The organism is Gordonia sp. NPDC057258 (assembly GCF_042668985.1).
Lineage (GTDB): Bacteria > Actinomycetota > Actinomycetes > Mycobacteriales > Mycobacteriaceae > Gordonia > Gordonia hongkongensis.
In genome coordinates, this window is the sequence record NZ_JBHUXZ010000011.1 from 24876 (window position 1) to 49519 (window position 24644).

The following is a 24644-nucleotide window of genomic DNA, read 5'->3' on the forward strand; positions in this document are numbered from 1 at the left end:
CTAACCCACCAGCGGCACCGACCAGGTGAGCGTCGTCCCGCCGCCGCTGGTCCGGCCCTCGCTCGTCCCGCCCCCACTCGTCCCCCGCGGGCGGGTGACGATGCTGAACGTCCCGTCGCAGTCCTCGGCCCGGCGCGTCAGGTTCTCGAGACCGCGATAGGTGACATCGGCGCCGATGCCGACCCCGTCGTCGCTGATCTCGACGGTCAGGACGTCGTCGGCGGTCACCGACACCGCGATGTGGTCGGCCCGCGCGTGCCGGAGCGCGTTGCTCAAGCCCTCTCGCAGGACGGCGTCGATGTGTGGTCCGAGAGAGTCTGGAACCACCGTGTCGACGGGACCGTCGAACTCCACGCTCGGCGAGATCGACGCGTGCCCGGACAGTTCGGAGACGATGTCGAGCACCCGCCGCCGCAGCGTCGGGCCCATGTCGGTTCCGTAGGGCGTCTGCAGGTCGAAGATCGAGGTGCGGATCTGCGCGATCGTGCGATCGAGGTCGGTCATGATCTGCTCCAGGCGCGCGGCCGCGGCGGCCGGATCGGTGGTCCCGGCCAGCAGCGTCTGTACCGACATCCCGACCGCGAAGAGTCGCTGGATCACATGATCGTGCAGGTCGCGGGCGATGCGGTGCCGGTCTTCGAGGACCTCGAGATCGCGGGCGATCTGTTGCTGCTCGGCGTAGACGACCGCCAGCGAGGCGACCTCGGCGACACCGGCGAGCCCGGCGATCTCCTCGTCGTCCCAGTAGGGGCGGTTGCGGTGGGTGATGAGCATCCAGCCGAACGCCCCCGATGCGCGCTGCAGCGGTTGCACCGAGGTCCAGCGGGCGCCGCGCCGGATCAGCGACTCGGCGATCTGACCGGAACGCTGCACCCGCAGCGCCGTGGCGTCCGGCGGGATGAAGTTCTCGATCTCCACCGGATCGCCGGTGTGCCCGCGCAGTTCCACCTCCCCCGCCATCTCGGTGAGCAGGTAGACATCGACCGCGCCGACGAGATCGGCGACATCGGCGCACATCCGGGACATGGTGTCCGACAGCGCGATTCCGGCCAGCGGCTCCGACCCACGCCGGGCCAGGACCTGCATCCAGCGGTGGCGGGTGCGGGCCCGTTCGAAGAGACCCGCGTTGTCGACGGCGATCCCGGCGGCCACCGCCAGCACCGCTACGACGGTCTCGTCGACCTCGGAGAAGTCCTCCGCGGACCGCTTCTCGGTCAGGTACAGACTGCCGAACACCTCGCCGCGCACCATGATCGGAGCACCGAGGAAGGTGTGCATCGGCGGGTGGTTGGGCGGGAACCCCACCGACGTCGGATGAGCGCCGAGGTCGTGGATGCGGTGCAGGCGGGGATCGTCGATGAGCAGGCCGAGGACCCCGCGGCCGACCGGCAGATGTCCCATGGTGGCGCGTTGCGCATCGGTGATGCCGATGTGCACGAATTCACTCAGCCCGCCGTCCGGTCCGCGCACGCCGAGGGCACCGTACTGGGCATCCACGAGTCCCGCCGCGACCTCGACGATGCGCTGCAGCGCGCGGTCGAGTTCGACCCCCTGCCCGACCACCAGCACCGCCTCCAGCAGTTCCCGGAGCAGGGCGGGATCGTCGGCACCGTGATCGGCGAGCGCGTCGAGCGTCTCGCGGAGCCGGTGCGCCAGCATCAGGACGCCCCGGGGGCGTCGCCGACGGACTGGGGCGTCGGCACCCGCCCACTATCGGAAGATCGGGACACGAAGCGGCACAACGCTTCCGGGATCGCGGCCGGATGCAGATGCAGGTACGAGGCGTGCACTGCGGCCGTCGCGACCCCGTGCATCGACGCGCGGCCCGCCGAATCCCGCCAGGCCCAGGCCGGGGCGAGCGCGCCGTCGCCGACCCCGCTGCGGTGGAACTCGTGACCGGTGACGCGTTCGCCGGTCCGGAACAGGGCCGAGTCGCCCACGGCCACGGCATCGCGGTATCCCAGCGTCAGGGTCGGGCCGAAGTGGCCGGGGATGTCGAGGACGCCGCTCATCGGGTGCCCGTCGAGTTCGGTGCACAGGTACAGCAGGCCCGCGCACTCGGCGTGGATCGGCCGACCCGCCGCGGCGTGCGCCCGGAGGTCGGCGCGCAGGAGATCGTTGGCGGCCAGCGCCTCGGCGTGTTCTTCCGGGAATCCGCCACCGATCACCACGCCGGCCGCTTCCGCGGGCAACCGGTCCACGAGCGGGTCGAAGACGACGACGCGCGCGCCGGCGGCGGTCAGCACCTCGGCGTGCTCGGCGTAACCGAAGGTGAACGCCGCGCCCCCGGCGACCGCGATCACCGGCGAACCGGCCGACGCGGCGGGACGATACGGCGCGACGGCTTCCGCAGCCGACCAGGCCGCGGCGTCGGGGACCGCACGTCCGCGGGCGGCGGCCACGATCGCCGGCAGGTCGAGGGCGCCGCGCAGGTGCGCGGTCATCGCGTTCACGGCGGCGACCGCGTCGGCGTTGCGTTCGGCGGCCGGGATCAGGCCCAGGTGCCGGGAGGGCACCGTCAGCGACGGGTGGCGCCGCAGCACACCGAGAACCGGCAGTCCCACCCGCGCGGCGGCCTGTCGCAGCACCATCTCGTGGCGTGGCGAACCGACCCGGTTGAGGATGACGCCCGCGATCGACACCGAGGGGTCGTAGGAGAGGAACCCGTGCAGCACGGCGGCCAGCGACTGGCTGTGGCCCGCGGCGTCGACGACGAGGATCACCGGCGCACCGATGATCGACGCGACGTGCGCGGTGGAGCCGACTCCGAGGGAGCCGGCGTCACCGCCCGTGCCGCTGCCGCTGTCGGAATCCACGATCCGGCCGTCGAAGAGGCCCATCACGCCCTCGACGACCGCGATGTCGGCGCCCGCGGCGCCGTGGGCGAAGAGCGGCGCAATGCGTTCGGCGCCCACGAGATTCGGGTCGAGATTGCGTCCGGGTCGTCCGGCCGCGACGGCGTGGTATCCGGGATCGATGTAATCGGGGCCGACCTTGAACGGCGCCACCCGGTGTCCGGCCGCCCGCAGAGCGCCGATGAGGCCGGTCGTCACGGTGGTCTTGCCGCTGCCCGACGACGGCGCGGCGATCACGACGGCGGGCGTCGACGCCCGCACGGAGGTCACCATTCGATCCCCTTCTGCCCCTTGCGTCCGGCGTCCATCGGGTGGGCGATCTTGTGCATCTCGGTCACGAGATCGGCAGCGTCGACGAGGGCCTCCGGGGCGCGCCGGCCGGTGATGACCACATGCTGGCGTCCGGGTCGGCGGGCGAGGGTGTCGAGCACCTCGACGGTGTCCACCCAGCCCCAGTGCAGCGGATAGGTGAACTCGTCGAGGACGTAGAAGTCGTGTTCGCCGGCATCGAGACGGCGTGCGATCTCCGCCCACCCGGCCCGGGCGGCGGCGGCGTGGTCGTCGTCCTGGTCGTCGTTGGCCCGCAACCAGGACCAGCCCTGCCCCATCTTGTGCCATTCCACCGGCCCACCGGCGCCGGTCTCCGCGTGCACCCGGTCGAGGGTGAGCATCGTCGACTCCTCCCCCACCTTCCATTTCGCACTCTTCACGAACTGGAACACCGCGACCCGCATACCCGCGTTCCACGCGCGCATCGCCATCCCGAAAGCGGCGGTCGACTTGCCCTTGCCGTCGCCGGTGTGCACCGCGAGGACGGGCTGATTACGGCGCTGTCGCGTCGTCAAGCCGTCATCGGGGATGCTGACCGGAACTCCCTGGGGCACTCGACTTCTCCTCTGGTCTCAGTTCGGGGTGGCGGGGGCGGTCAGGCCGCTCCACGCGCGGGTGCGTGTCCCGTCAGCGCGGTGGCGGACAGTTCGTCCATCGGGATCAGGCTCGCGCCGAGATGGGCCGCGAGATCGCCGGCGAGTCCGAGCCGGACCATCCCCTGTTCGCAGTCGACGACCACGGACGCGATGCCGCGCCGACGGATACCGTCCGCGGCTTCCCGCGCCCGGGCCATCGCGCCTCGTCCTGAGGTGGCACGACCGTCGGTGAGGACCACCAGCAGCGGCCGCCGGTCGGGCTCGGCGCGGCGACACCGCTGCACGACATCGGCGGCGAGCTGCAGGCCCTCGCCGAGCGGTGTCCGGCCGCCGGTACGGATCTCCTCGAGGCGGCGCACCGCGATCTCGACCGATTTGGTGGGCGGCACCGCAAGCGTCGCGGAGGAACCCCGCGCCACGACCACCGCGACGCGGTCGCGCCGGGTATACGAGTCGCGCAACATCTCCACGCACAGTTCGGACACCGCGGCCAGCCGACGCCGGGCGGTCATCGACCCGCTGAGGTCGACCACGAAGACGACGAGGTTGGCCTCCTGGCCGACCCGCTGCGCCGACCGCAGGTCGGGGGCCGCGATCCGCACACCGCGCTCGGACCCGTCCCCGCCGCGACCGGCCCGGCCCGCGGCGGCGAGCACCGTGCCGAACAGATGCACCGGTCGGCCGGCATCGAAGTCCACGGCATGGGTGGTGTGTCCGCGACGGCTCCGCGCCTTCGAGCGGCGACCCGGGTCACCGTCGCCGAGTCCGTCGACTCGCAGGGTCGGCATACGGCGAGCCGTCGAGGTCGGCACGGACCCGAACGCCGGTCCGGGCGCGTGCTGCGGGGCGTCGGTGTCGCCGGTCTCGGGCGCCGCATGGGAGTCGGGGTCGGTGTCGGGCGCCGGGCCGGTGTCGGATGCGGAGTCCGGGGCCTCGCCGCCGCCACCGGGCGGTGGTGTCTCGGGCGGTTCCGGGTCGTCATCGGGTGAGTCGGGTCCGGCCGCGTCCTCGCCCGCCGACATCGCCTCGTCGAGCTGGTCGCGGCTGAGCCCCGACTCGTCGAAGGGGCTGCGGCGGCGCCGATGCGGCAGCGCGAGCTCGACGGCCGCCCGGACGTCGACGTCCTCGACGGCGGTGGCCCCGCGCCAGGCGGCATGAGCGAGCGCGGTCCGGGCCACCACGATGTCGCCGCGGAGTCCGTCGACGTCGAGGTGGGCGCAGATCCCGGCGATACGGCGCAACTCCCGGTCCGGCAGGGCCACCGCACCCACGGCGGCTCGTGCGCTCGCGATCCGTTGTGTCAGTTCGTGTTCGGCGGCGGCGTGGGCGGCGACGAACGACGCCGGGTCGGCGTCGTACGCCATGCGGCGGCGCACCACCTCCACGCGTTCGTCGACCTCGCGGCCGGCGGCCACGTCGACGGCGAGCCCGAACCGGTCGAGCAGCTGCGGGCGCAACTCCCCCTCCTCCGGGTTCATCGTGCCGACGAGTACGAAATCGGCCGCCATGGTGTGCGACACACCATCACGTTCGATCGTGACCCGTCCACTGGCCGCCGCATCCAGCAGCACGTCGACGAGGTGGTCGGCGAGCAGGTTGACCTCGTCGATGTACAGCACCCCGCGGTGCGCCCGGGCGAGCAGACCGGGAGTGAACTCGGCACGGCCGTCCCGCAGCACCGAGGTGAGATCGAGCGAGCCGATCACACGGTCCTCGGTCGCACCGATGGGCAGTTCGACCACGCGGCCGGCGGTGTCCTCCGTGGAACCGGGGACGCTGAGCAGCGGCCCGAGCCCGCGCACGATGGTCGATTTCGCGGTGCCCTTCTCCCCGCGGATCAGGACACCCCCGATACCCGGCGAGATGGCCGACAGGATCAGTGCGAGTTTGAGCTGCTCCTGCCCCACGACGGCGCTGAACGGATAGCGCACGTCAGCGTGCGTGTCCACCGAAGCGGGAAGGTCACCGAGGGTCGTCATCGTGACCCGGCGCGGAGCATCGACACGTGGGGAATCCCGTCCTCGAGGTAGTCGTCGCCGTCGCGGACGAAACCGAACTTGCCGTACATCTCGGTGAGGTAGGTCTGCGCCTCGATCCGGCACGGGCGCTCCCCGACCTCGGCGAGCGCGGCGGTCATGAGGGTCGCCACGAGGCCGTGACCCCGATGGTTGCGTTCGGTGCAGACACGGCCGATCCGGAAGACCTGTCCGCCGTCGGCCTCCGGTTCCTCGAGCAGACGCAGCGTCGCCAGTACCGCACCGGGGTCGGGCCCGTCCTCGTCGCCTCCGTCGGTCCGGTCCCCACCGTCGGTGATCCAGAACTGGCGCGTCGCCGGTTCCAGGTCTCGGCCGTCGAGTTCGGGATACGGACAGGCCTGCTCGACGACGAAGACCTCGACCCGCAGCCGGAGGACCCGATACAGCGTGGCTGCGTCCATGTCGTCGGCCAGGGCGCGGTGCACCCGCGGTTCAGAGATCATGTGTCGTGGTTAGCACACAAGGCGACCGGACTTCACCTCGCGCGGATCAGCCGGCGGTGGCGGGCGCGAGCCGGCCGGTCTCGGCCGGGACCTCGTTCCGGTCGGTCAGCTGCAGCGTCTTGTTCGTCCAGTCCCACACCTGGCGGTACAGGTCGCGGTTGTCGTTGAGCTTCTGACCGAAGGACGGGATGATCGCCGTCAGCTTCGACGACCAGCCCGCGTACTCCTTCGGGAAGCACTGTTCGAGCACCGAGATCATCGCCGGCACGGCGGTCGAGGCGCCGGGGGACGCACCGAGGAGCCCGGCGATGGTGCCGTCGCCGGCCGCGACGACCGCGGTGCCGAACTCCAGCTGACCACCCACCCCGGTCTTGCGGATGACCTGCACGCGCTGTCCGGCGGTGATGAGCTCCCAGTCGGCGCCGAGCGCGCGGGGGACGAATTCCGACAGCGTCTTCACCCGGTCGGCCGGCCCGGCGGCGAGTTCGCTGATGAGGTACTTCAGCAGCCCGAACTCCTTGGGAGCGATCGACACCATGGGGAGCAGGTTGCCCGGCTTGATCGAGGCGGGCAGGTCGGTGATCTTGCCGCTCTTGAGGAACTTCGGCGACCACCCGGCGTACGGGCCGAACAGCAGGCCCGGCTTGTGGTTGATGACGCGGGTGTCGAGGTGCGGCACCGACATCGGCGGGGCACCGACGGCGGCCTGCCCGTAGACCTTCGCGTGATGCTCGGCGACGAGATCGGGGTTGGTGCAGCGGAAGAACTCACCGGACACCGGGAACCCGCCGAACCCCTTGGCTTCTTTGATGCCCGACTTCTGCAGCAGGTGCAGCGCACCGCCGCCGGCGCCGACGAACACGAACTTCGCATGCACGGACAGCTTCTGCCCGGTCCGGCCGTTACGGACCTTCACGATCCAGCTGCCGTCGGACTGCTTGGACAGATTGGTGACCGAATGGCCGAAGTAGATGTCGGCGCCCTGGGCGACATGATTGAGGAGCTGCTGGGTGAGCGCGCCGAAATCGACGTCGGTGCCCTGGTCGAACCAGTTCAGCGCGACCGGATCCGCGAAGTCGCGTCCCTCCGACATCAGCGGCAGTCGTGCGGTGAACTCGGCCGGGTCGTCGATGAACTCCATGCCCTCGAACAGGGTCTGGGTCGCGAGATTGTCGTAGCGCTTGCGGAGGTACTTCTGGCCTTCGGCGCCGTGGGTGAAGGCGACGTGCGGGATGGGGTTGATGAACTCCGACGGGTCACCGAGGATGCCGTTGTCGACGGCGTGGGCCCAGAACTGGCGCGACACCTGGAACTGCTCGTTGATGGTGAGCGCCTTGTCGATGTTGACGTCGCCGTCGGCGGTCTTCGGCGTGTAGTTCAGCTCGCAGAGTGCCGAGTGTCCGGTGCCGGCGTTGTTCCACGGGTCGCTGCTCTCGGCGGCGGCGGCGTCGAGCTGCTCGAACAGGCTGATCGACCAGTCGGGCTGAAGCTGTCGGAGCAGCGCTCCGAGCGTCGCACTCATGATTCCCGCACCCACCAACGCGACGTCGGTCGTGATCACCGTTTTCGACACCTGGACTCCACTTCACCTGGAGGGACACTGTGACCGGTGTTCGTCGCGGCACGTCGTCCCGGATGGCAACTTGTCGACCGGGCACTTCTCACCCGGTCCTTCTCAACCGTCATTGTCCAGCATGGCACGTCCAGCACGAGAATCGACCTTCGCAACTGTGTGCTGCACGACATCCGGGCAGTCCTGACCTGTCACTATGCTGGTCGCCGTGAGCGCATCCGCAGCCGCCGACTGGCAGCCCGACCGATTTCTCGAGGACTACCGGCAACGCGTCCTCCCCCTGGGCCCCGATCCCGACGGTGAATCGCCGATCACCGCGACCCTGGTGCGACGCGCCGAGTCGTCACCCGCGCGCGGCGCAGTGCTCTACGTCCACGGGTTCACCGACTACTTCTTCCACGAGCCGCTCGCCGACTTCTTCGTCGACCGCGGGTACGCGTTCTATGCCGTCGACCTGCGAAAATGCGGGCGATCGCGGCAATCGCACCACACGCCGCACTTCACCACCGACCTCGCGATGTACGACGAAGAGCTCAACGCGTCGCTGCGGATCATCCTCGACGAGCTGGGACCCGACTGCCGGGTCGTGGTGGCCGGGCATTCGACGGGCGGCCTCATCACAGCACTCTGGCTCGACCGGTTGCGGCAGCGCGCACCGGCGCTGCACGCGGCGGTCGACGGACTCCTGCTCAACTCACCCTGGTTCGATCTGCAAGGTGACGCCGTACTGCGCACCCTTCCGGTCACGCTGCTCATCAAGGCGGTTGCCGCCGTCGCGCCGACCAGGGTGATACCGAAGGAACTCTCGCAGGCCTACGGCGAGAGCCTGCACGACAGCGCGCACGGCGAATGGAACTACGACCTGGCGGCGAAACCGCTGGGCGGATTCCCGGTCACCTTCGGTTTCCTCGACGCGGTGCGCAGTGGTCAGCGTCGCCTGCACCGCGGCATCGACGTCGGGGTTCCCGCACTCGTGTTACGTTCGGACAAAACGCATTTCGCCAGGACCTACTCGGCGTCCACCGATCATGCCGATGCCGTCCTCGACGTCACCCACATCGCCCGCTGGAGCGGGTGCCTCGGCGGCCGCGTGACCGCGGTACCCATCCCCGACGCCCGGCACGACGTCTTCCTCTCCGTCGCGCACGCCCGCGAGCACGCCTATCGCGAGGTCGACCACTGGCTGTCCGCCGTCCTCTCAACCGAAAGCGAGAATCCCCTATGACCGCCACGCAGGTCGTCGACCTGGCCATCATCGGCTCCGGCAGCGGCAACGCCATTCCCGATGACCGCTTCGCGGACAAGACCCTCGCGATCTTCGAGGAGGGCGTCTACGGCGGCACCTGCCTCAACGTGGGGTGCATCCCGACCAAGATGTTCGTCTACGCCTCCGAGGTGGCCGAGATCGCCACGCACGGTGCGCGCCTGGGCGTGCACTCGAAGGTGGACTCGGTCGACTGGCCCGGCATCGTCGAGCGCGTGTTCGGCCGCATCGACCCGCTGTCGCAGGGCGGCAAGGAGTACCGGGTCGACCGGTGCGAGAACATCACCGTGTACGACTCCCATGTCGAATTCGACGGCCGCGACGACGACGGCCGGTACCGGTTGGTCACGCGAGACGGCGACACGGTCCTCGCCGACGAGGTCGTGCTCGCCGCCGGATCGCGCGCGGTCATCCCCCAGATCGTCGCCGACTCGGGGGTCACCTACTACACCAACAACGACGTCATGCGTCTCCCCGAGCTGCCCGAACGCCTGATCATCGTCGGGAGCGGTTACATCGCAGCGGAATTCGCACACGTCTTCGGCGCGCTGGGCTCACATGTGTCGATCATCGCGCGCGGCCCGGGTCTGCTCCGCAAGCAGGATGCCGACATCTCCAACCGCTTCACCCAGGTGGCCCGGGAGAAGTGGGACGTGCGGCTGGAGACCACGATCACCGAGGCCGAGGACCTGCCCGACGGCGGTGTGCGGGTCGGGCTCTCCGACGGCGCGACACTCGAGGCCGACGTCCTGCTGATCGCGACCGGCCGGCAGCCGAACGGCGACCGGCTCAACCTCGACTCCGTCGGTATCGAGCTCGACGACGAAGGTCGCGTGCGCTGTGATCAGCACGGCCGCACCGCTGCCCGCGGAGTGTGGACGCTGGGCGACGTCAGCTCGCCGTACCAGCTCAAACACGTCGCCAACCACGAACAGCGGGTGGTGCAGGCCAATCTCCTGAAAGGCTGGGACGCAACCGATCTGGACGCCTTCGACCACCGGTACGTCCCGGCGGCCGTGTTCACCCACCCGCAGATCGCCGCGGTGGGCCTCACCGAGGACGAGGCTCGCGAGGCCGGCCACGACTTCGCGGTCAAGGTCCAGGCCTATGGCGATGTCGCCTACGGCTGGGCGATGGAGGACACCACCGGATTCTGCAAGCTGATCGCCGAACGCGGCACCGGCCGGCTGCTGGGCGCACACCTCATCGGCCCGCAGGCACCGACGGTCATCCAGCCGGTCATCCAGGCGATGCACTTCGGCCAGACCGCACACGAACTTGCCCGCGGCCAGTACTGGATCCACCCGGCGATGCCCGAGGTCCTGGAGAACGCGATCCTCGGCCTGGACATCTGACCCCAGGCCCTCCGCGCGACCTCAGAAAATCGTTGAGCGCAGGGCGATCTCGCTGGCGAGGGCCGGGGCCGCGCGCTGCGGGATCCAGTGGTCCACGCCCGCGAGTTCGCAGTAGCGGAAGTCGCCGTAGACGTACCGACCGCTGCCCTGCGCCTGTTCGCGACCCAGGGCGGTGTCGGCGTCGCTCCACAGCAGCGTGGTCGGGATCTCGACCGGCGGGCACGCCATGGTCGCCTTGATGTCGCCGGTGAAGTTCGCGCGGTACCAGTTCAGCGCGGCGGTCAGGGCGCCCGGTTCCCGCAGCGGGGCGAGTTCGTCCTCGGAGATCCCCACCGCCCGCAGCTCGGCGGCGTCGTCGGCGAGCAGCCTCTCCTCGGCCCCGTCGGCCACGAAATCGAGGATGTACGAAGAACGTTCACGCTGGTCGCTACCGACGAGCGCGTCGCGCATGGCCGACGGATGCCCGGTGCTGGCGACGACGAGACCGGTGAACCGGTCGGGGTACTTCCCGGCGAGATGCCACGCGACGATGCCGCCCCAGTCGTGCCCGACGAGGATCGCGTAGCCGATGCCGAGGGCGTCGAGAACCCCGATCACATCGGAGACGAGGTGGGTGAGCCGGTAGTCGTCCACCCCGGGCGGCCGCGCGCCGGGGCTGTACCCACGTTGATCGATGACCAGTGTCCGCAGCCCCGACTCGTGCAGGCGCGGCAGTACGTCGTCGTAGCAACTCCCGTTCACCGGGAACCCGTGCAGCAGCAGAACCCACGGACCGGTCTCCGGTCCCCCGATCCGGACGTCGAAGGTGAGGCCGCCCACGGTCACCTGACGTCGGTCGTCGATCATGGGGCGGTCTTCAGTCATGGCGCCCACGATAACCCGTCTCCACGACCCCGGCGTCTACAAGTCCTCGAGGTGGTGACGGATGACCTTGGGGTGGCGCGGCGGCCCTTGTTCGATGAGGCGCGTCACGGCGTCGAGGTCGAGGTGTTCGGTGACGAGATCGGCCATCGCGTCGACCTGTCGCCGACGTACGGCGTCGACGTCGGTGCCCGGCGCCACGCGGAATCCTCGGACACCGGCCTCGGCCGCCACGTCGGCCAGAAGTCGACGCCGGAAGTCGTTGCACGCCAGCAGTCCGTGCCAGTGGGTACCCCGGACCGCCCCCCGCACCGCGCCTTCCGGACCGTGCCGGTCGTCGACGATCCACGTGTTCTCGGCCGATCGGGTCACCCGGCCGTGATGGATCTCGTAGCCACTGATCGGCACCCCTGACATCGGAACACCGGACACCTCGCCGCCGGTCCCGGTCACCTCGCCGCCGGTCCCGGTCACCTGCCGCACGGTTTTTTCGGCGTAAAACTCGATGTCGAGGTCGAACAACCCCAGTCCGGGCACCCGCCCGCGACCGGACTCCACTCGGTCGTCGAGGGTGCGGCCCAGCATCTGGAATCCGCCGCACACGGCGACGATCGGACGTCCGCGGGCCGCGCGTTCGGTAAGTGCCTCCCCGAGACCGCGCGCCCGCAGCCACTCGAGGTCGGTGATGGTGGCGCGGGTGCCGGGCAGCACGACGAGGTCGGCGGCCGCCACCCCGGCCGGGTCGTCGACCCAGGTGACGTCGACACCGGGTTCGCAGGCCAGCGCCTCGACGTCGGTCGAGTTGGAGATCCGCGGCAGCCGGATGGCGGCGACCCGCAATCGAGGTACTCCGGTCGCGGAGGATTCGGTGAACGAGCGCGGTGGCCCGACCCGCCGCCCGACCGGCGCCGCGAGCGAGTCCTCGGCGTCGAGCCACAGGTCGTCGGCGAAGGGCACCACCCCGAGCGTCGGCCGTCCCGTGATCGCCTCGACCTGCCGAAGTCCCGGCTCGAGGATCGACGGGTCACCACGGAACTTGTTGACCACGAACCCCGCGATCAGCCGCTGATCGGCGTCGTCGAGGACCGCGGTGGTACCGAACAGATGGGCCAGCGACCCGCCGCGGTCGATGTCGGTGACCAGCACCACCGGGAGGTCCGCCGCCTGTGCGAGACCGAGATTCGCGATGTCGTTGGCGCGCAGATTGATCTCCGCGACCGAACCCGCACCTTCACAGATGACGACGTCGAAGTCGCGTTGGAGACCGGCCAACTCGTCGGCGACGACGGCACGCAGCCGCGCCCGCCAGTGCAGGTAGTCGGCGGCCCCGACGTCTCCGGCGGGCCGACCGCGGAGGATCACGTGCGAGCGACGGTCACTGCCCGGTTTCAGCAGCACCGGGTTGAACCTGGTGGAGGGTTCGAGGCCACAGGCGAACGCCTGCAACGCCTGGGCACGACCGATCTCGCCGCCGTCGAGGGTGACCACCGAGTTGTTGGACATGTTCTGCGCCTTGAACGGTGCGACCCGCACACCGGTGCGCCGCAGCGCACGGCACAGCCCGGCGACGATCAGGCTCTTCCCGGCATCGCTGCTGGTACCGCCCACGAGCAATGCGCCACCGAGTCCGTCCACCCGGAACAGACTAGAGGCCGAACCCGAGGCCGCGACCACGGTGGCGTCGTTCACAAGTCCCACCGTTGCGCTCGCGGTCGTGCGGGTCTGGATACAGTGACCCGGACGAACAGGTCGACAGCCGGTCGTTCAGAGTCGAGGGGGTCATCGGACGTGGAGGTCGTGAAGCCGGGGTCGGTGTTCGCCGGATATCGCGTCCTGGAGATGCTCGGGCGAGGCGGCATGGGACAGGTCTGGCTCGTCGAACACCCCACCCTGGGCCGCCGCGAGGCCCTCAAGATCATCTCGCCGAACCCCGCCGATCCCAGTTTCGCCGAGCGGTTCCGCAACGAGGCCCGCACCGCCGCGGCCCTCGATCACCCCGGCATCGTCACGGTCTACACCCACGGCGTGGAGAACGGCAGCCCGTGGTTCTCGATGTCCTACCTCGAAGGCGAGGACCTCGCCGCCGCATCGGCCCTGCCGGTCGATGACGTGGTGACGGTCGTCGGCAAGGTCGCCGACGCGCTCGACTATGCCCATACCCGGCGCGTCATCCACCGCGACATCAAACCCGCGAACATCGTGGTCGCCCGCGGCCCCGACGGCCGGATCGCCCGGGTCACCGTGCTCGACTTCGGCATCGCCCGCCTGATGGACGGCGCGAAGATGACCGCGACCAACCTGTTCGTCGGCACCCTCGCCTACGCCGCACCCGAGATCCTCACCGGCGAACCGGCGATCCCGGCGTCGGACCAGTACGCGCTCGCATGCACGACGTTCCAGCTGCTCACCGGATCGCAGCCCTACCCCGGGCAGACCCCGATGGCCCTGATCGCCGGCCACGTCAACACGCCCGCACCGCGGATCTCCGAGCGCCGCCCCGACCTCGTCTACGTCGATGCCGTGTTCGCGCGCGCCCTCGCCAAGAACCCCGCCGACCGGTTCGCGTCCTGCTCCGAGTTCGCCGCGGCGCTCGCCCGGGCGGTCGAGATCGGGTCGACAGCGCCCTCCGTCGTCGCGGCGCAGGCACCCGGCCGTCCGTTCTCACCACCACCGCCGCCCACCCAGCAGGCCTCGGTGAACCCGGTGGCCCACCGCGCTCAGCCACCCGGCGGTCACCCACCGTTCCCGGCGTACGGTCCCGGCGGACCGCCGCCGGGCCCACCTCCCGGATATGTGACCGGGCCCGGCGGACCCCACGGCCCCGGCCCGGGATCACGGGGAACGGGCTCACGCACCGCGTGGATCGTCGCCGCGGTACTCGGCGTCGTCGTCCTCGTCGTCGGTGTCGTCGGCGCCGCGATCGCCCTCAGCGGATCGGGATCCGATCCCGGGACGGCGCCGGTCGCCGGGTCATCGACGACGGCGCCGAGCAGTTCCGGCGGATCCTCCACCGGCAGCGATGAGTTCGAGTCCATCGCTTCCAGCGGCGACAGCACGTGTGCGGTGCGCGAGGCCGAGCTGTACTGCTGGGGCGACAACGAACGGGGCACGCTGGGCGACGGTACGACCACCGACCGCCCGCGCCCGGTCCCGGTCACCGGCATCTCCGACGTCTCGGCGGTCAGCATGGGCGGCCTCGGCACGACCTGCGCGATCAGTTACGGAGACCTCTACTGCTGGGGTTACGGGATCGGACCGCCCGGGCAGAACGTGCCGCTGCCGACGAAGGTGTCCGGCCTGTCCCGGGTGTCGGCGGTGTCGGTCGGGCTGACGATCTGCGCGATCAGCGACGGCGACGCCTACTGCTGGCGCAACAACGCGAGCGGCCAGGTCGGCAACGGCAGTACCGGGTCGGTGGACGTGCCCACCCGCGTCGCCGGTCTCTCGGACGTGACCGCCGTGTCCACGTCGCACACCACGAGTTGCGCCATCGCCGGCGGTTCGGCGTACTGCTGGGGCAACAACCGGGAAGGCCAGATCGGCGACGGCGCCACACTCGACCGCCTCACCCCGACCCGGGTCCTCGGACTCGACTCGCCCACGTCGATCAGCACGAGCCTGTACTCGACGTGTGCGGTCGCCGGCTCCGGCGGCGTGTTCTGCTGGGGCCAGAACACCAGCGGCCAACTCGGCGACGGTACCGAGCAGAACCGGCGGACCCCGACCCGCATCGACGTCCGCGGGGCCACCGAGGTGTCCACGGCGGCCTATGGCGGATGCGCCGCCGCGGGCAGCTCCGCCTACTGCTGGGGTTCGCGCAGCGATCAGCCGGACAAAAGCCCCGACCGCGTCAACGGACTGTCGGGGGTCACCGAGGTCACCACCGGTTCGGCGAACGTGTGCGCGGTCGCGGACGACGAGATGTACTGCTGGGGCCTCAACGGCCAGGGTCAGCTCGGCAACGGGACGACCACGACGAGCAGCGAACCGCAACCCGTCCGCTTCCCCGCCTGAACGTCTCGGCTGTCGGTCGAACCTCAGTTGTCGGGCCCGAACCTAGTTGTCCGGCACCGTGAGGATCTCGGCGCCGTCGTCGGTGACGACGAGGGTGTGCTCGAACTGCGCGGTCCACCGGCGGTCGGCGGTCACCACGGTCCAGCCGTCGTCCCACATCTCCCACGGCAGTGCGCCGAGATTGATCATCGGCTCGATGGTGAAGACCATCCCGGGTTCGAGGACCGTGTCGACGTTCGGCTCGTCGTAATGCAGCACGATCAGTCCGTTGTGAAAGGTCTCACCGATGCCGTGGCCGGTGAAATCGCGCACGACCGTGTAGCCGAACCTGTTCGCGTAGGACTCGATGACCCGACCGATGACATTCAGCTCGCGACCCGGCTTCACGGCCTTGATGGCCCGCTCGGTCGCGATCCGCGTCCGCTCGACGAGATCGGCGGCCTCCTGGTCGACGTCGCCGGCGAGGAAGGTCGCGTTGGTGTCGCCGTGCACGCCGTGGATGTAGGCGGTGACGTCGATGTTGACGATGTCCCCGTCCTCGATCACCGTCGAATCCGGGATGCCGTGGCAGATCACCTCGTTCAGCGAGGTGCAGCACGACTTCGGAAAGTCCTTGTAGCCCAGTGTCGACGGGTAGGCACCGTGGTCGATCATGTACTCGTGCGCGATCGCGTCGAGTTCGTCGGTGGTCACGCCCGGGGCGACGGCCTTGCCCGCCTCGGCGAGTGCGTTGGCCGCGATCTTGCTCGCGATGCGCATCTTCTCGATCGTCTCGGCGGTCTGCACCCAGGGCTCATGGCCCTCGTTCACCGTCGGCTTCCACACGTATTCAGGACGTTCGATGGAGTCGGGCACGGACCGGATGGGCGACACGATCCCCGGCGTGAGGGCACTGCGAACTGGCATGCGACCAGACTATCCCGGCCCGTCGCGGCGAGGCCCGTGGGCGGACACCGCGGCGAACGTCACTAAGCTCGCCGGGAGGAGCCGATGGGCGGGCATCGGAGTCGACGATGGAGGTGTGCGGTGCGGACCAGGGGGTTACGGGCGGCGCTGGTGATGGTGCTGACCGTGCTGAGCCTGTCGGCGTGCTTCGTCACCCCGATCGAGCAGGAGCGGCACTCGCCGGGCGCGCATCTGCGCGACGGTCCGCAGACCGCGACGCTCGCGGAGTCCGACGTCGCACCCGTCGTCGAGAACCCCACCCCGCGACTCCCCGCCACCGTCGACTCGCTCCGGTACGGGGACGTGACTGTCGCCGATGCCGACCGGATCATCGCCGTGGACATCAACGGAACACTCGGCAACATCGTGTACGCCCTCGGACTCGGGTCGCACGTGGTGGGGCGCGACACGTCCACCGCCTTCCCCTCGGCGAGATCGCTGCCGGTGGTGACCAACCGCGGACACAGCCTCAACGCCGAATCCGTTCTCGCCCTTGACCCGAGCGTGCTGCTCGTCAGCGAGTCCACTGTGCCCACCGCCGCCGTCGACCAGATCCGCGACTCCGGCGTCGCGGTCGTCGTGTTCCCTGCCGCCCGCAATCTGGAGTCGAACGACACCCTGATCCGCTCGGTCGCAGCCGCACTCGGTGTCTCCGATGCCGGCGAGAAGCTCGTCGCCCGGACCGACGCCCAGATCGAGGAGGCGCGCGCGCTGGTCCCGGATCCGTCCGGAGATCCCACCATGGCGTTCCTCTACATCCGCGGACGCAACCTGCTGCTGCTGGCCGGGCCCGGATCGGGTGCCGACGACCTCATCGAGGCGCTCGGTGGCCGGGATGCCGGCGCGGCAGCCGATCTCACCGGCGCGTTCACCGCGATCAGCGCCGAGGCCATGATCACGGCCGACCCGGACGTGATCCTCGTGATGACCCAGGGCGCGGCCACCGTCGGCGGACCCGAGGGGGTGCTGACCCTGCCGGGTGTGGCCGACACCGAGGCCGGCCGCAACGGACGGGTCGTGCAGATGGACGAGAGTCAGATCCTGGCGTTCGGTCCCGAGGTCGGACTGGTGCTGGGTGCGCTGGCGAGGTCGATCTACGCATGACCGACCCAGCGCGGACCACGACGGACCCGGCGACCGAGCCGACGACCCCGTCGGCCGTCGTCGCTCCCCCGGCCGGCACGTCACATCGGGTCCGTGACCTCACGGTGGTGGCGGTGATGCTGGTCGCCTTGGTCGTGCTCGTCATCGTGTCCGCGGGCACCGGAAAGGTGTCGGTGCCGCCGCTCGAGGTGCTCGGCAGCCTCGCCCACCATTTCCACCTCGATCTCGGACCGCTCCCCTCCCACCCGAACGGCGAAGGCGCGCTGTGGAATGTGCGCTTCCCGCGCATCGTGCTCGGACTGTTCGTCGGAGCCGCGCTCGGCGCCGCAGGGTGTCTGCTGCAGGGAGTGCTGGCGAATCCGCTGGCCGAACCGGGGATCATCGGTGTCTCCTCCGGCGCCGCGGTCGGCGCCTGCCTGATGATCGTGCTCGCCGGCGGGACCGCCGGAGCCGGTGGCGCCGCGGGCAATTGGGCTCTCGCCGGGGCCGCCTTCGTGTTCGGCCTCATCACCGCGGCGGCGGTGTACGTGTTGTCACTCCGCGACGGCTCGTCGTCGGCGATCATGCTGGTGCTCACCGGGATCGCGGTCAACGCGTTCGCGGCCGGGATCATCGCGTTCCTCACCTTCGTGGCCACCACCGCAGCCCGCGAGCAGATCATCTTCTGGCAGCTCGGCTCGCTCGCCGGACGCACCTGGAGCGAGATCTGGGTCGTCGCACCGCTCGTCGTCGTGGGTGTCGCGGCGTGCCTTTTCCTGGTCTCGAAGCTCGACCTGCTCGCGCTGGGCGACATCCAGGCCGCCTCCCTCGGTGTGAACGTGGAAGCCGTCCGCCGGCAGGCGATCGTCCTCACCGCGGTACTGACCGCCGCGGCGGTCGCCTTCGCCGGGATCATCGCCTTCGTCGGCCTCATCGTGCCGCACGTGATGCGTCTCATCGTCGGACCTCGCCACGCGATCCTGTTACCCACCAGCGTGATCGGCGGAGCGCTGGTCATCACCGGCGCCGACCTCGCCGCCCGGACGATGCTCGGTGACGCCGACCTCCCGCTCGGCATGTTCACGTCCCTGATCGGTGGCCCGGTCTTCTTCATCCTGTTGCGTCGCAGCCGTCACGCGGGTGCCGGATGGTGACCGAAGCCGCCGCGACGACGACCCCGGGCATCCACGCCCGAGACGTCTCGGTCGTTCTCGGCGGACGCGAGGTGGTGAGCGAGGTGACCCTCGACGTCGGGCGCGGTGAACTCGTCGCCCTCGTCGGTCCCAACGGGTGTGGCAAGTCCACGCTGCTGTCGGCGCTGTGCGGTACCCGCACACCGCACCGCGGTCACATCGAGGTCGACGGCCGGGACGTCGCGACGACCTCGATGCGCGAACTCGCCCGCCACCGCTCGCTGGTGACCCAGCAGAACCGGGTGGACACCCCCTTCACCGTGGCCCAGGTCGTCGCGATGGGCCGCTACCCGTGGCTGCGGACACCGCGCGCGGCGAACTCCCCAGCGGTCATCGCCGACGCGATGGCACTGTGCGAACTCGGCGACATCGCCGACCGGCCGTTCGGACAACTCTCCGGCGGCCAGCAGGCACGCGTCTCCCTGGGTCGTGCCCTTGCCCAGGACACCCCCGTCATGATGCTCGACGAGCCGACCGCGGCACTCGACATCCACCATCAGGAGCAGGTCCTCGACATCCTGCGCGTCCACCGCGATGCCGGGAACGCCGTGCTGCTGGTGGTGCACGACCTCTCCCTCGCGGCCGCCTACGCCGACCGGGTGGCCGTGATGAAGGACGGCCGGCTGCTCGCGATCGGGCCGACGCCGGAGGTGATGACCGTCGACCTGCTCAGCCACACCTACGACCACCCCGTCGAGGTCATCGAGCATGCCGGGCGACGGGTGATCCTCCCCGTCCGGACACCCGGGGGCGCCTAAACGATGGTGCCACCGGGGTGAGGCGTCTCAGGAGAGAGGGCGCACCGCGTAGCCCGGCCCGAGACCGGCGAAGAAGTCGCGGGTGACGGCCACCGCGTTGTTCGAGTCACCGCCGCCCACGACGAGGGTGGCGAACGCGATGTCGCCGCGGTAGCCGGCGAACCAGGCGTGTGACCCGCCGGCGAACTCCGCCTCACCGGTCTTGCCGAACACCGCACCCTGGCCATCGATCACCGACGCCGTACCGCTCGTGATGACCTCACGCATCATCGGGCGCAGCTGGGCGTAGACCTCGGGTGCCATCGTGGGCGTCGGTCCCTCGACCTTCGTGGGCTTGTCCAGGATGAGTTGCGGCACCGGCGCCTTCCGACCGTTCGCCACGGTGGCGGCCACCAGAGACAGCCCCAGCGGCGAGACGAGGACCTTGCCCTGCCCGAAGCCGTCCTCACTGCGGGCGACGAGTTCGTTCTCGATCGGCACCGAGCCGGACACGGCGTCGAGGCCGGCGATCTCGTAGTGTTGTCCGACGCCCATCGCGGCCGCGGCGTGCGCGAGATCCGACGGCCCCATCTCGCTGGCGAGTTTGGCGAACGTGGTGTTACAGGACTGCGCGAACGCCCGCAGCATCGACACCGTCCCCAGCGAGAACCCGTCGTAGTTCGGGATCAGGCGCGGACCGATCTGGATCGCGCCGGGACATCCGACGGGGGTGTCGGGGGTGGCCATCCGATGGCTGATCGCGGCCGCGGCGGTCACCATCTTGAAGGTCGACCCGGGCGGGTACAGACCGGTCGTCGCGATGGGCCCCGACCGGTCGGCCGCGGGATTCTGGGCGACCGCGAGGATCCGCCCCGTGGACGGCTGCACGACGACCAGCGCGATCTGGAACCGGTTGGTGGCGTTGACCGCTCGCTGGGCCGCGTTCTGCACCGTCCGCGACAGACTCAGCGAGACCGCCGGCGCGGGGTCCGGGTCGTGGTCGGCGAGGACGTCGGCGTCGAGACCGTTGGGGTTGACCGTCACCACCCGCCAGCCCGCCCGCCCCGACACCTCGGAGTCGACGACCTTCTTGACCTCGGTCAGCAGGGCGGGCGCGAATCTCGGGTCCTCGGGAACCAGTTCGGCCTGTTCGTTGGTCACGACGCCGGGGATCGCCAGTTGGTCACGCAATCGGTCGAACTGGTCGTGGGACAGCCGGGCGAGCGGGTACTGCTGCCGGTTCGCGGTGACCTGCTCGATGATCGTCTGCTCGTTGAGCGAGGGACTGAACCGGCGCAGTACCGCGACCGCACCGGTCACCGACTCGGCGACCGACGCGCCCTGTTCCGCGGCAGCGGTCGCATCGAAGTTGACGCCCACGACGGTGCCGTTGACCATCACCTCCGAGCCGTCGGACTCATTGACCGTCGCGCGCGGCGCCTCGACAATCTGGAGCGAAAGGCGTTGATCGGCACCGAGTTTCGGATGGATGTTCGTTGACGCCCAGCGCACCGCCCAGCCGTCGTCGGACCGGCCCATCCGCAGGGTGGCGTCGTAGGCCCAGTCGCGGCCCCGCGGCAGCGCCCACGTGTAGTCGACGTCCACCTCGGCGGTGTCCCCGGTGACGCGGACCCGCCCGGCCTGCGACTCGAGTGCCTCGGCGTTTAGCCCGGCCCAGACCGACTCCATCGCGGACTCCGCGGCAGCGGGGGTGTCGGTCAGCGCCGCCGCGGACGCGACCTCACGATCGGCGTAGGCCTGCAGGAAGCGCTCCGCGGCGCGGCGCGGGCCGTCGTCCTCGGAGGCCGAGCAACCGACGGTGGCCACCGTCACGGCAGCACACACCGCGACGATCACCGCCGGGGTCCATCGAGTTCGCATGCGCCACATCGCGGTCGAGTCTAGGGTGGCCCGGCCGGAATCCCGCGACGCCACGCGGGGCGGGCACTCAGTCGACGAGGACGGTCGCGAAGGTGCCGACCTCGGTGAACCCGATGCGGTCGTACACCGCGCGCGCGGTCACGTTGAAGCTGTTGACGTACAGACTCGGAATGCGGCCGTGAGCGGCGACGGCCTCCGCGACGGCCGCGGTACCACCCAGTCCCAGTCCCTCACCGCGCCGGTCGGGATCCACCCAGACTCCCTGGATCTGGCCGACCCGGCGGGACAGCGAGCCGATCTCGGCCTTGAACACGACGTCGGGGCCGTCGAACCGGGCGAACACCCGCTGCGCGGTGATGAGCGAGGCGAGGCGTCGTCGGTAGGAACGACCGCCGTCGCCGGCCGTCGGATCGACACCGACCTCGCCGATGAACATGTCGATGGCCGCGGGCATGTACGCGTCGAGGTCGTCGAGGGTCACCAGCCGCACGAGCGGGTCGGCGGGTACCGCCGCACAACACGTGAGGGCGAGCAGTGGCTGCACCGGCCGGACCTCACGCGCCGGACCCCACACCGGCTCGATCTGTTCCCACATCTGCATCACGAGGTCGGCGCGGCCGACGATGGAGGAGCATGCCCGCGGCCCGGCGATGGCGCGGTCGGAGAAGTAGTCGAGATCCTCGGGCGAACCGGTGAGCGGGATCAGGTTGGCGCCGGAGAAGCAGAGGGACGACGCGGGATTCTGCGCGGTCCACAGCTCGCCGCCCAGCAGCCGGGGGTTGATCCCGTGCGTCTCGAAGCGGGCCGCGACCATGCACATCGCCACCGGGTCCGAGGTGAGGACACGTTCGACAGCAGCCGCATCACGAGCGCCGAGCGGCTTGTCGCCCAGTAGCTTCAGCAACGCCGCTCCTCCCTCTCGAGCCTCCCGCCGACCTAGGAAACGGTCACCACGGGCGGGCCCACGTGAGTACCGTCTCCAGTTTCTCCTGATTCCTCGGCGATCCGCAGCGCTTCTTCGATCAAGGTCTCCACGATCTGCGCCTCGGGAACCGTCTTGATGACCTCGCCCTTGACGAAGATCTGCCCCTTGCCGTTTCCGGAGGCCACGCCGAGGTCGGCCTCGCGGGCCTCACCGGGGCCGTTGACGACGCACCCCATCACGGCCACGCGCAGCGGGACCTCCATGCCCTCGAGTCCGGCGGTGACCTCGTCGGCCAGCTTGTAGACGTCGACCTGGGCGCGGCCGCACGACGGGCATGAGACGATCTCGAGTTTGCGCGGGCGGAGATTCAGCGACTGCAGGATCTGGTCGCCGACCTTGATCTCCTCGGCCGGCGGGGCCGACAGGGACACCCGGATGGTGTCGCCGATGCCCTCGCTGAGCAGCGCGCCGAAGGCGACGGCGGACTTGATCGTGCCCTGGAAGGCGGGCCCGGCCTCGGTGACCCCGAGGTGCAGCGGGTAGTCACAGGCGGCGGCGAGCTGGCGGTAGGCCTCCACCATGATCACCGGGTCGTTGTGCTTCACCGAGATCTTGATGTCGCCGAAGCCGTGCTCCTCGAACAGCCCGGCCTCCCACAGCGCCGACTCGACGAGCGCCTCCGGGGTCGCCTTGCCGTACTTCTGCAGGATCCGCTTGTCGAGGGACCCGGCGTTGACGCCGATCCGGATGGGGATCCCGGCATCACCGGCCGCCTTGGCGACCTCCTTGACCCGGCCGTCGAACTCCTTGATGTTGCCCGGGTTGACACGCACGGCGGCACAGCCGGCGTCGATCGCGGCGAAGATGTACTTCGGCTGGAAGTGGATGTCGGCGATCACCGGGATCTTGGACTTCTTGGCGATGATCGGCAGCGCCTCGGCGTCTTCGGGACGCGGGCACGCGACACGCACGATGTCGCACCCCGAGGCCGTCAACTCCGCGATCTGCTGCAGGGTGGCATTGATGTCGTGGGTCTTGGTGGTCGTCATCGACTGCACCGAGATCGGGTGGTCGCTGCCGACGCCGACCGAGCCGACGAAAAACTGCCGGGTCTTCCGACGCGGGGCGAGCACCGGCGGTGGTCCGGCGGGCATGCCGAGTCCGATCGGCACAGCGGTCGCGGGAGTCGGGGCGTTCATCTCGTTCACCTCTGGGGGTTTCGGTTCTCTGATGGTATTCGGCGCCGGACGGCGACCCGGATCGTCCGGGTCACTGCCACGGGTTGATCGGGTTGATGATGTCGGCGGTGAGCGTGAGCACCATGAAGCCGGCCATGATCACGACGGCGGCGTAGGTGATCGGGAGCAGTTTGTAGTAGTCGACGGCCCCACCGGGTGCCCGGCCGAACCAGCGCCGCACGGTGTCGCGCCCCTTCTCGTAGCCGACGATCGCCATGTGTCCGCCGTCGAGCGGGAGGAGCGGGACCAGGTTGAACAGTCCCAGGAAGAAGTTGATGCTGATCAGCAGCATCCAGAACAGGTCCCACAGCCCGCGCTCGACGGCCTGTCCGCCCAGAACCGAGGCGCCGTAGACGCTGACCGGGGTGTCGAGGGCGCGTTCGCCGCCGGTGACCGCGGTCCACAGCGCACCGATCTTCGACGGCAGGGACAGCAGCGCGTTCCAGGTCTCGACGAACAGGTCGCCGGTGAAGCCGATCGCGCCGGGCACGATCTCGAAGCCGCTGTAGGTGATGACGGTCGGCGGGACGTCGTAGGCGATCCCGACCATGTTGTAGGTCTGGGTCTCGCTGGTGCCGTCGGCGTTCGTCGTCGTCACAGTGGTGGGCTCGGGGGTCATCGTCAGGTCGAGTCGCTGACCGTCGCGGTCGACCGTCAGCGCGACCGGGCCGGCGGACTCGCGGATCACCGGGGTCAGATCCGACGCCCGGTCGACCGGCTGGCCGTTGATCGCCACGATGTCGTCGCCGGGGAGCAACCCGGCGACCTCCGCGGGACCGGTGCCGGCGGCACAGGGCGCGTCCTTCTTCTCACCGTCGACGATCGTGCTGGTCGCCGGCACGCACTGCGTCTCGGCGACGCGTGCCGGGGTCGGCCCCGGGTTGAGGTTCGGCAGTCCGAACGTCAGACCGACGATGATGATGAGAACGAAACCGAGGAGGAAGTTCTGGGCCGGTCCGGCGAACAGCACGACCAGGCGTTTCCAGGCCTTCTGCTTGTACATAGCCCGGTCCTTCTCGTCCCAGGCCAGCTCCTCGTGCGGGGTCATTCCGGCGATGTCGCAGAATCCGCCGAGCGGCAGCGCCTTGATCCCGTACTCGGTCTCGCCGCGACGGGTGGACCAGATCGTGGGACCGAAACCGACGAAGTATCGCCGCACCTTCATGCCCGTCGCCTGCGCGGCCCACATGTGACCACATTCATGCCAGGCGACCGACAGCAACAGCGCCACGGCGAACAGCGTGACGCCGATCGCGAAACTCACGTACCTACTCCATCCGGATCACGGGGCGCACCCGCTCACGAGGGCCGCCGA

Annotated in this window: 19 protein-coding genes; 6 read left to right on the top strand and 13 right to left on the bottom strand. The window is 70.0% G+C overall.

Annotated elements, in window-relative coordinates; translation table 11 throughout:
* Genes ACFUEJ_RS10305 through mqo form a run of 6 tightly spaced genes read right to left on the bottom strand, consistent with a single transcriptional unit; the run spans position 1 to position 7833 of the window.
* Positions 1–1659 carry a GAF domain-containing sensor histidine kinase gene (locus ACFUEJ_RS10305; RefSeq protein ID WP_277243937.1) on the bottom strand — a complete coding sequence of 553 codons (1659 nt, stop codon included), beginning with the start codon at positions 1657–1659 and terminating at the stop codon, positions 1–3.
* Positions 1659–3128: a cobyrinate a,c-diamide synthase gene (locus tag ACFUEJ_RS10310; RefSeq protein WP_388029072.1), complete on the bottom strand. Its 1470-nt coding sequence runs from the start codon at positions 3126–3128 to the stop codon at positions 1659–1661. Before ACFUEJ_RS10310 ends, ACFUEJ_RS10305 begins: the two co-directional genes overlap by 1 nt.
* Positions 3122–3739, bottom strand: coding sequence for a cob(I)yrinic acid a,c-diamide adenosyltransferase (gene cobO / locus ACFUEJ_RS10315; protein WP_288815688.1), 618 nt, complete (start codon positions 3737–3739; stop codon positions 3122–3124). Before cobO ends, ACFUEJ_RS10310 begins: the two co-directional genes overlap by 7 nt.
* 41 nt (positions 3740–3780) lie before the next feature.
* The gene (locus ACFUEJ_RS10320; protein ID WP_388029074.1) at positions 3781–5760 is read right to left on the bottom strand and encodes a VWA domain-containing protein; all 1980 of its coding nucleotides are present in this window, start codon (positions 5758–5760) and stop codon (positions 3781–3783) included.
* Positions 5757–6260: a GNAT family N-acetyltransferase gene (locus ACFUEJ_RS10325; RefSeq protein WP_277243941.1), complete on the bottom strand. Its 504-nt coding sequence runs from the start codon at positions 6258–6260 to the stop codon at positions 5757–5759. The genes ACFUEJ_RS10320 and ACFUEJ_RS10325 overlap by 4 nt, the downstream gene beginning before the upstream one ends.
* 46 nt (positions 6261–6306) lie before the next feature.
* Entirely contained in the window at positions 6307–7833 is a 1527-nt protein-coding gene (gene mqo / locus ACFUEJ_RS10330; RefSeq protein ID WP_388029077.1) for a malate dehydrogenase (quinone), read from the bottom strand.
* Positions 7834–8029: 196 nt separating this feature from the next.
* Between mqo and ACFUEJ_RS10335 the strand changes: the two genes are divergently transcribed.
* Together ACFUEJ_RS10335 and mtr are read left to right on the top strand one after the other, a co-directional pair.
* Positions 8030–9058 carry an alpha/beta hydrolase gene (locus ACFUEJ_RS10335; protein WP_065628966.1) on the top strand — a complete coding sequence of 343 codons (1029 nt, stop codon included), beginning with the start codon at positions 8030–8032 and terminating at the stop codon, positions 9056–9058.
* The gene (mtr, locus tag ACFUEJ_RS10340) at positions 9055–10452 is read left to right on the top strand and encodes a mycothione reductase (protein WP_388029080.1); all 1398 of its coding nucleotides are present in this window, start codon (positions 9055–9057) and stop codon (positions 10450–10452) included. The genes ACFUEJ_RS10335 and mtr overlap by 4 nt, the downstream gene beginning before the upstream one ends.
* A gap of 21 nt (positions 10453–10473) precedes the next feature.
* On the opposite strand, the gene ACFUEJ_RS10345 is transcribed toward mtr, so the two are convergent.
* Both ACFUEJ_RS10345 and ACFUEJ_RS10350 read right to left on the bottom strand, forming a co-directional pair.
* On the bottom strand, positions 10474–11277 hold the full coding sequence (locus tag ACFUEJ_RS10345; protein WP_078112257.1) for an alpha/beta fold hydrolase: 804 nt from the start codon (positions 11275–11277) through the stop codon (positions 10474–10476).
* A gap of 75 nt (positions 11278–11352) precedes the next feature.
* Positions 11353–12948, bottom strand: a complete 1596-nt coding sequence (locus ACFUEJ_RS10350; protein WP_388029218.1) for a cobyric acid synthase — start codon at positions 12946–12948, stop codon at positions 11353–11355.
* A gap of 153 nt (positions 12949–13101) precedes the next feature.
* Between ACFUEJ_RS10350 and ACFUEJ_RS10355 the strand changes: the two genes are divergently transcribed.
* On the top strand, positions 13102–15327 hold the full coding sequence (locus ACFUEJ_RS10355; RefSeq protein WP_388029083.1) for a protein kinase: 2226 nt from the start codon (positions 13102–13104) through the stop codon (positions 15325–15327).
* 42 nt (positions 15328–15369) lie between these two features.
* Here the strand turns inward: ACFUEJ_RS10355 and map are convergent, their stop codons facing one another.
* Complete coding sequence (gene map, locus ACFUEJ_RS10360; RefSeq protein WP_058250111.1) at positions 15370–16233, bottom strand: type I methionyl aminopeptidase; 864 nt, start codon at positions 16231–16233, stop codon at positions 15370–15372.
* Between the two features lie 120 nt (positions 16234–16353).
* Here map and ACFUEJ_RS10365 point away from each other — a divergent pair, with 120 nt between their 5' ends.
* From ACFUEJ_RS10365 to ACFUEJ_RS10375, 3 genes are read left to right on the top strand one after another with little or no spacing between them, the layout of a single operon-like run.
* Complete coding sequence (locus tag ACFUEJ_RS10365) at positions 16354–17376, top strand: hemin ABC transporter substrate-binding protein (RefSeq protein ID WP_388029086.1); 1023 nt, start codon at positions 16354–16356, stop codon at positions 17374–17376.
* Positions 17373–18509 (top strand): iron ABC transporter permease, encoded by a 1137-nt coding sequence (locus ACFUEJ_RS10370; protein WP_058250109.1) that lies wholly within the window; start codon positions 17373–17375, stop codon positions 18507–18509. The genes ACFUEJ_RS10365 and ACFUEJ_RS10370 overlap by 4 nt, the downstream gene beginning before the upstream one ends.
* Positions 18503–19306 (top strand): heme ABC transporter ATP-binding protein, encoded by an 804-nt coding sequence (locus ACFUEJ_RS10375; protein WP_388029089.1) that lies wholly within the window; start codon positions 18503–18505, stop codon positions 19304–19306. The genes ACFUEJ_RS10370 and ACFUEJ_RS10375 overlap by 7 nt, the downstream gene beginning before the upstream one ends.
* A gap of 27 nt (positions 19307–19333) precedes the next feature.
* On the opposite strand, the gene ACFUEJ_RS10380 is transcribed toward ACFUEJ_RS10375, so the two are convergent.
* The 4 genes from ACFUEJ_RS10380 to ACFUEJ_RS10395 all read right to left on the bottom strand — a co-directional run bounded on the left by ACFUEJ_RS10380 (position 19334) and on the right by ACFUEJ_RS10395 (position 24593).
* Positions 19334–21175, bottom strand: a complete 1842-nt coding sequence (locus ACFUEJ_RS10380; RefSeq protein ID WP_388029092.1) for a penicillin-binding transpeptidase domain-containing protein — start codon at positions 21173–21175, stop codon at positions 19334–19336.
* 58 nt (positions 21176–21233) lie between these two features.
* Entirely contained in the window at positions 21234–22070 is an 837-nt protein-coding gene (locus ACFUEJ_RS10385) for a GNAT family N-acetyltransferase (protein ID WP_065628972.1), read from the bottom strand.
* Between the two features lie 32 nt (positions 22071–22102).
* Entirely contained in the window at positions 22103–23290 is a 1188-nt protein-coding gene (gene ispG, locus ACFUEJ_RS10390; protein WP_078112440.1) for a flavodoxin-dependent (E)-4-hydroxy-3-methylbut-2-enyl-diphosphate synthase, read from the bottom strand.
* A 70-nt stretch (positions 23291–23360) separates the two neighbouring features.
* Complete coding sequence (locus tag ACFUEJ_RS10395) at positions 23361–24593, bottom strand: RIP metalloprotease (RefSeq protein WP_078112253.1); 1233 nt, start codon at positions 24591–24593, stop codon at positions 23361–23363.
* Positions 24594–24644: the final 51 nt, after the last annotated feature.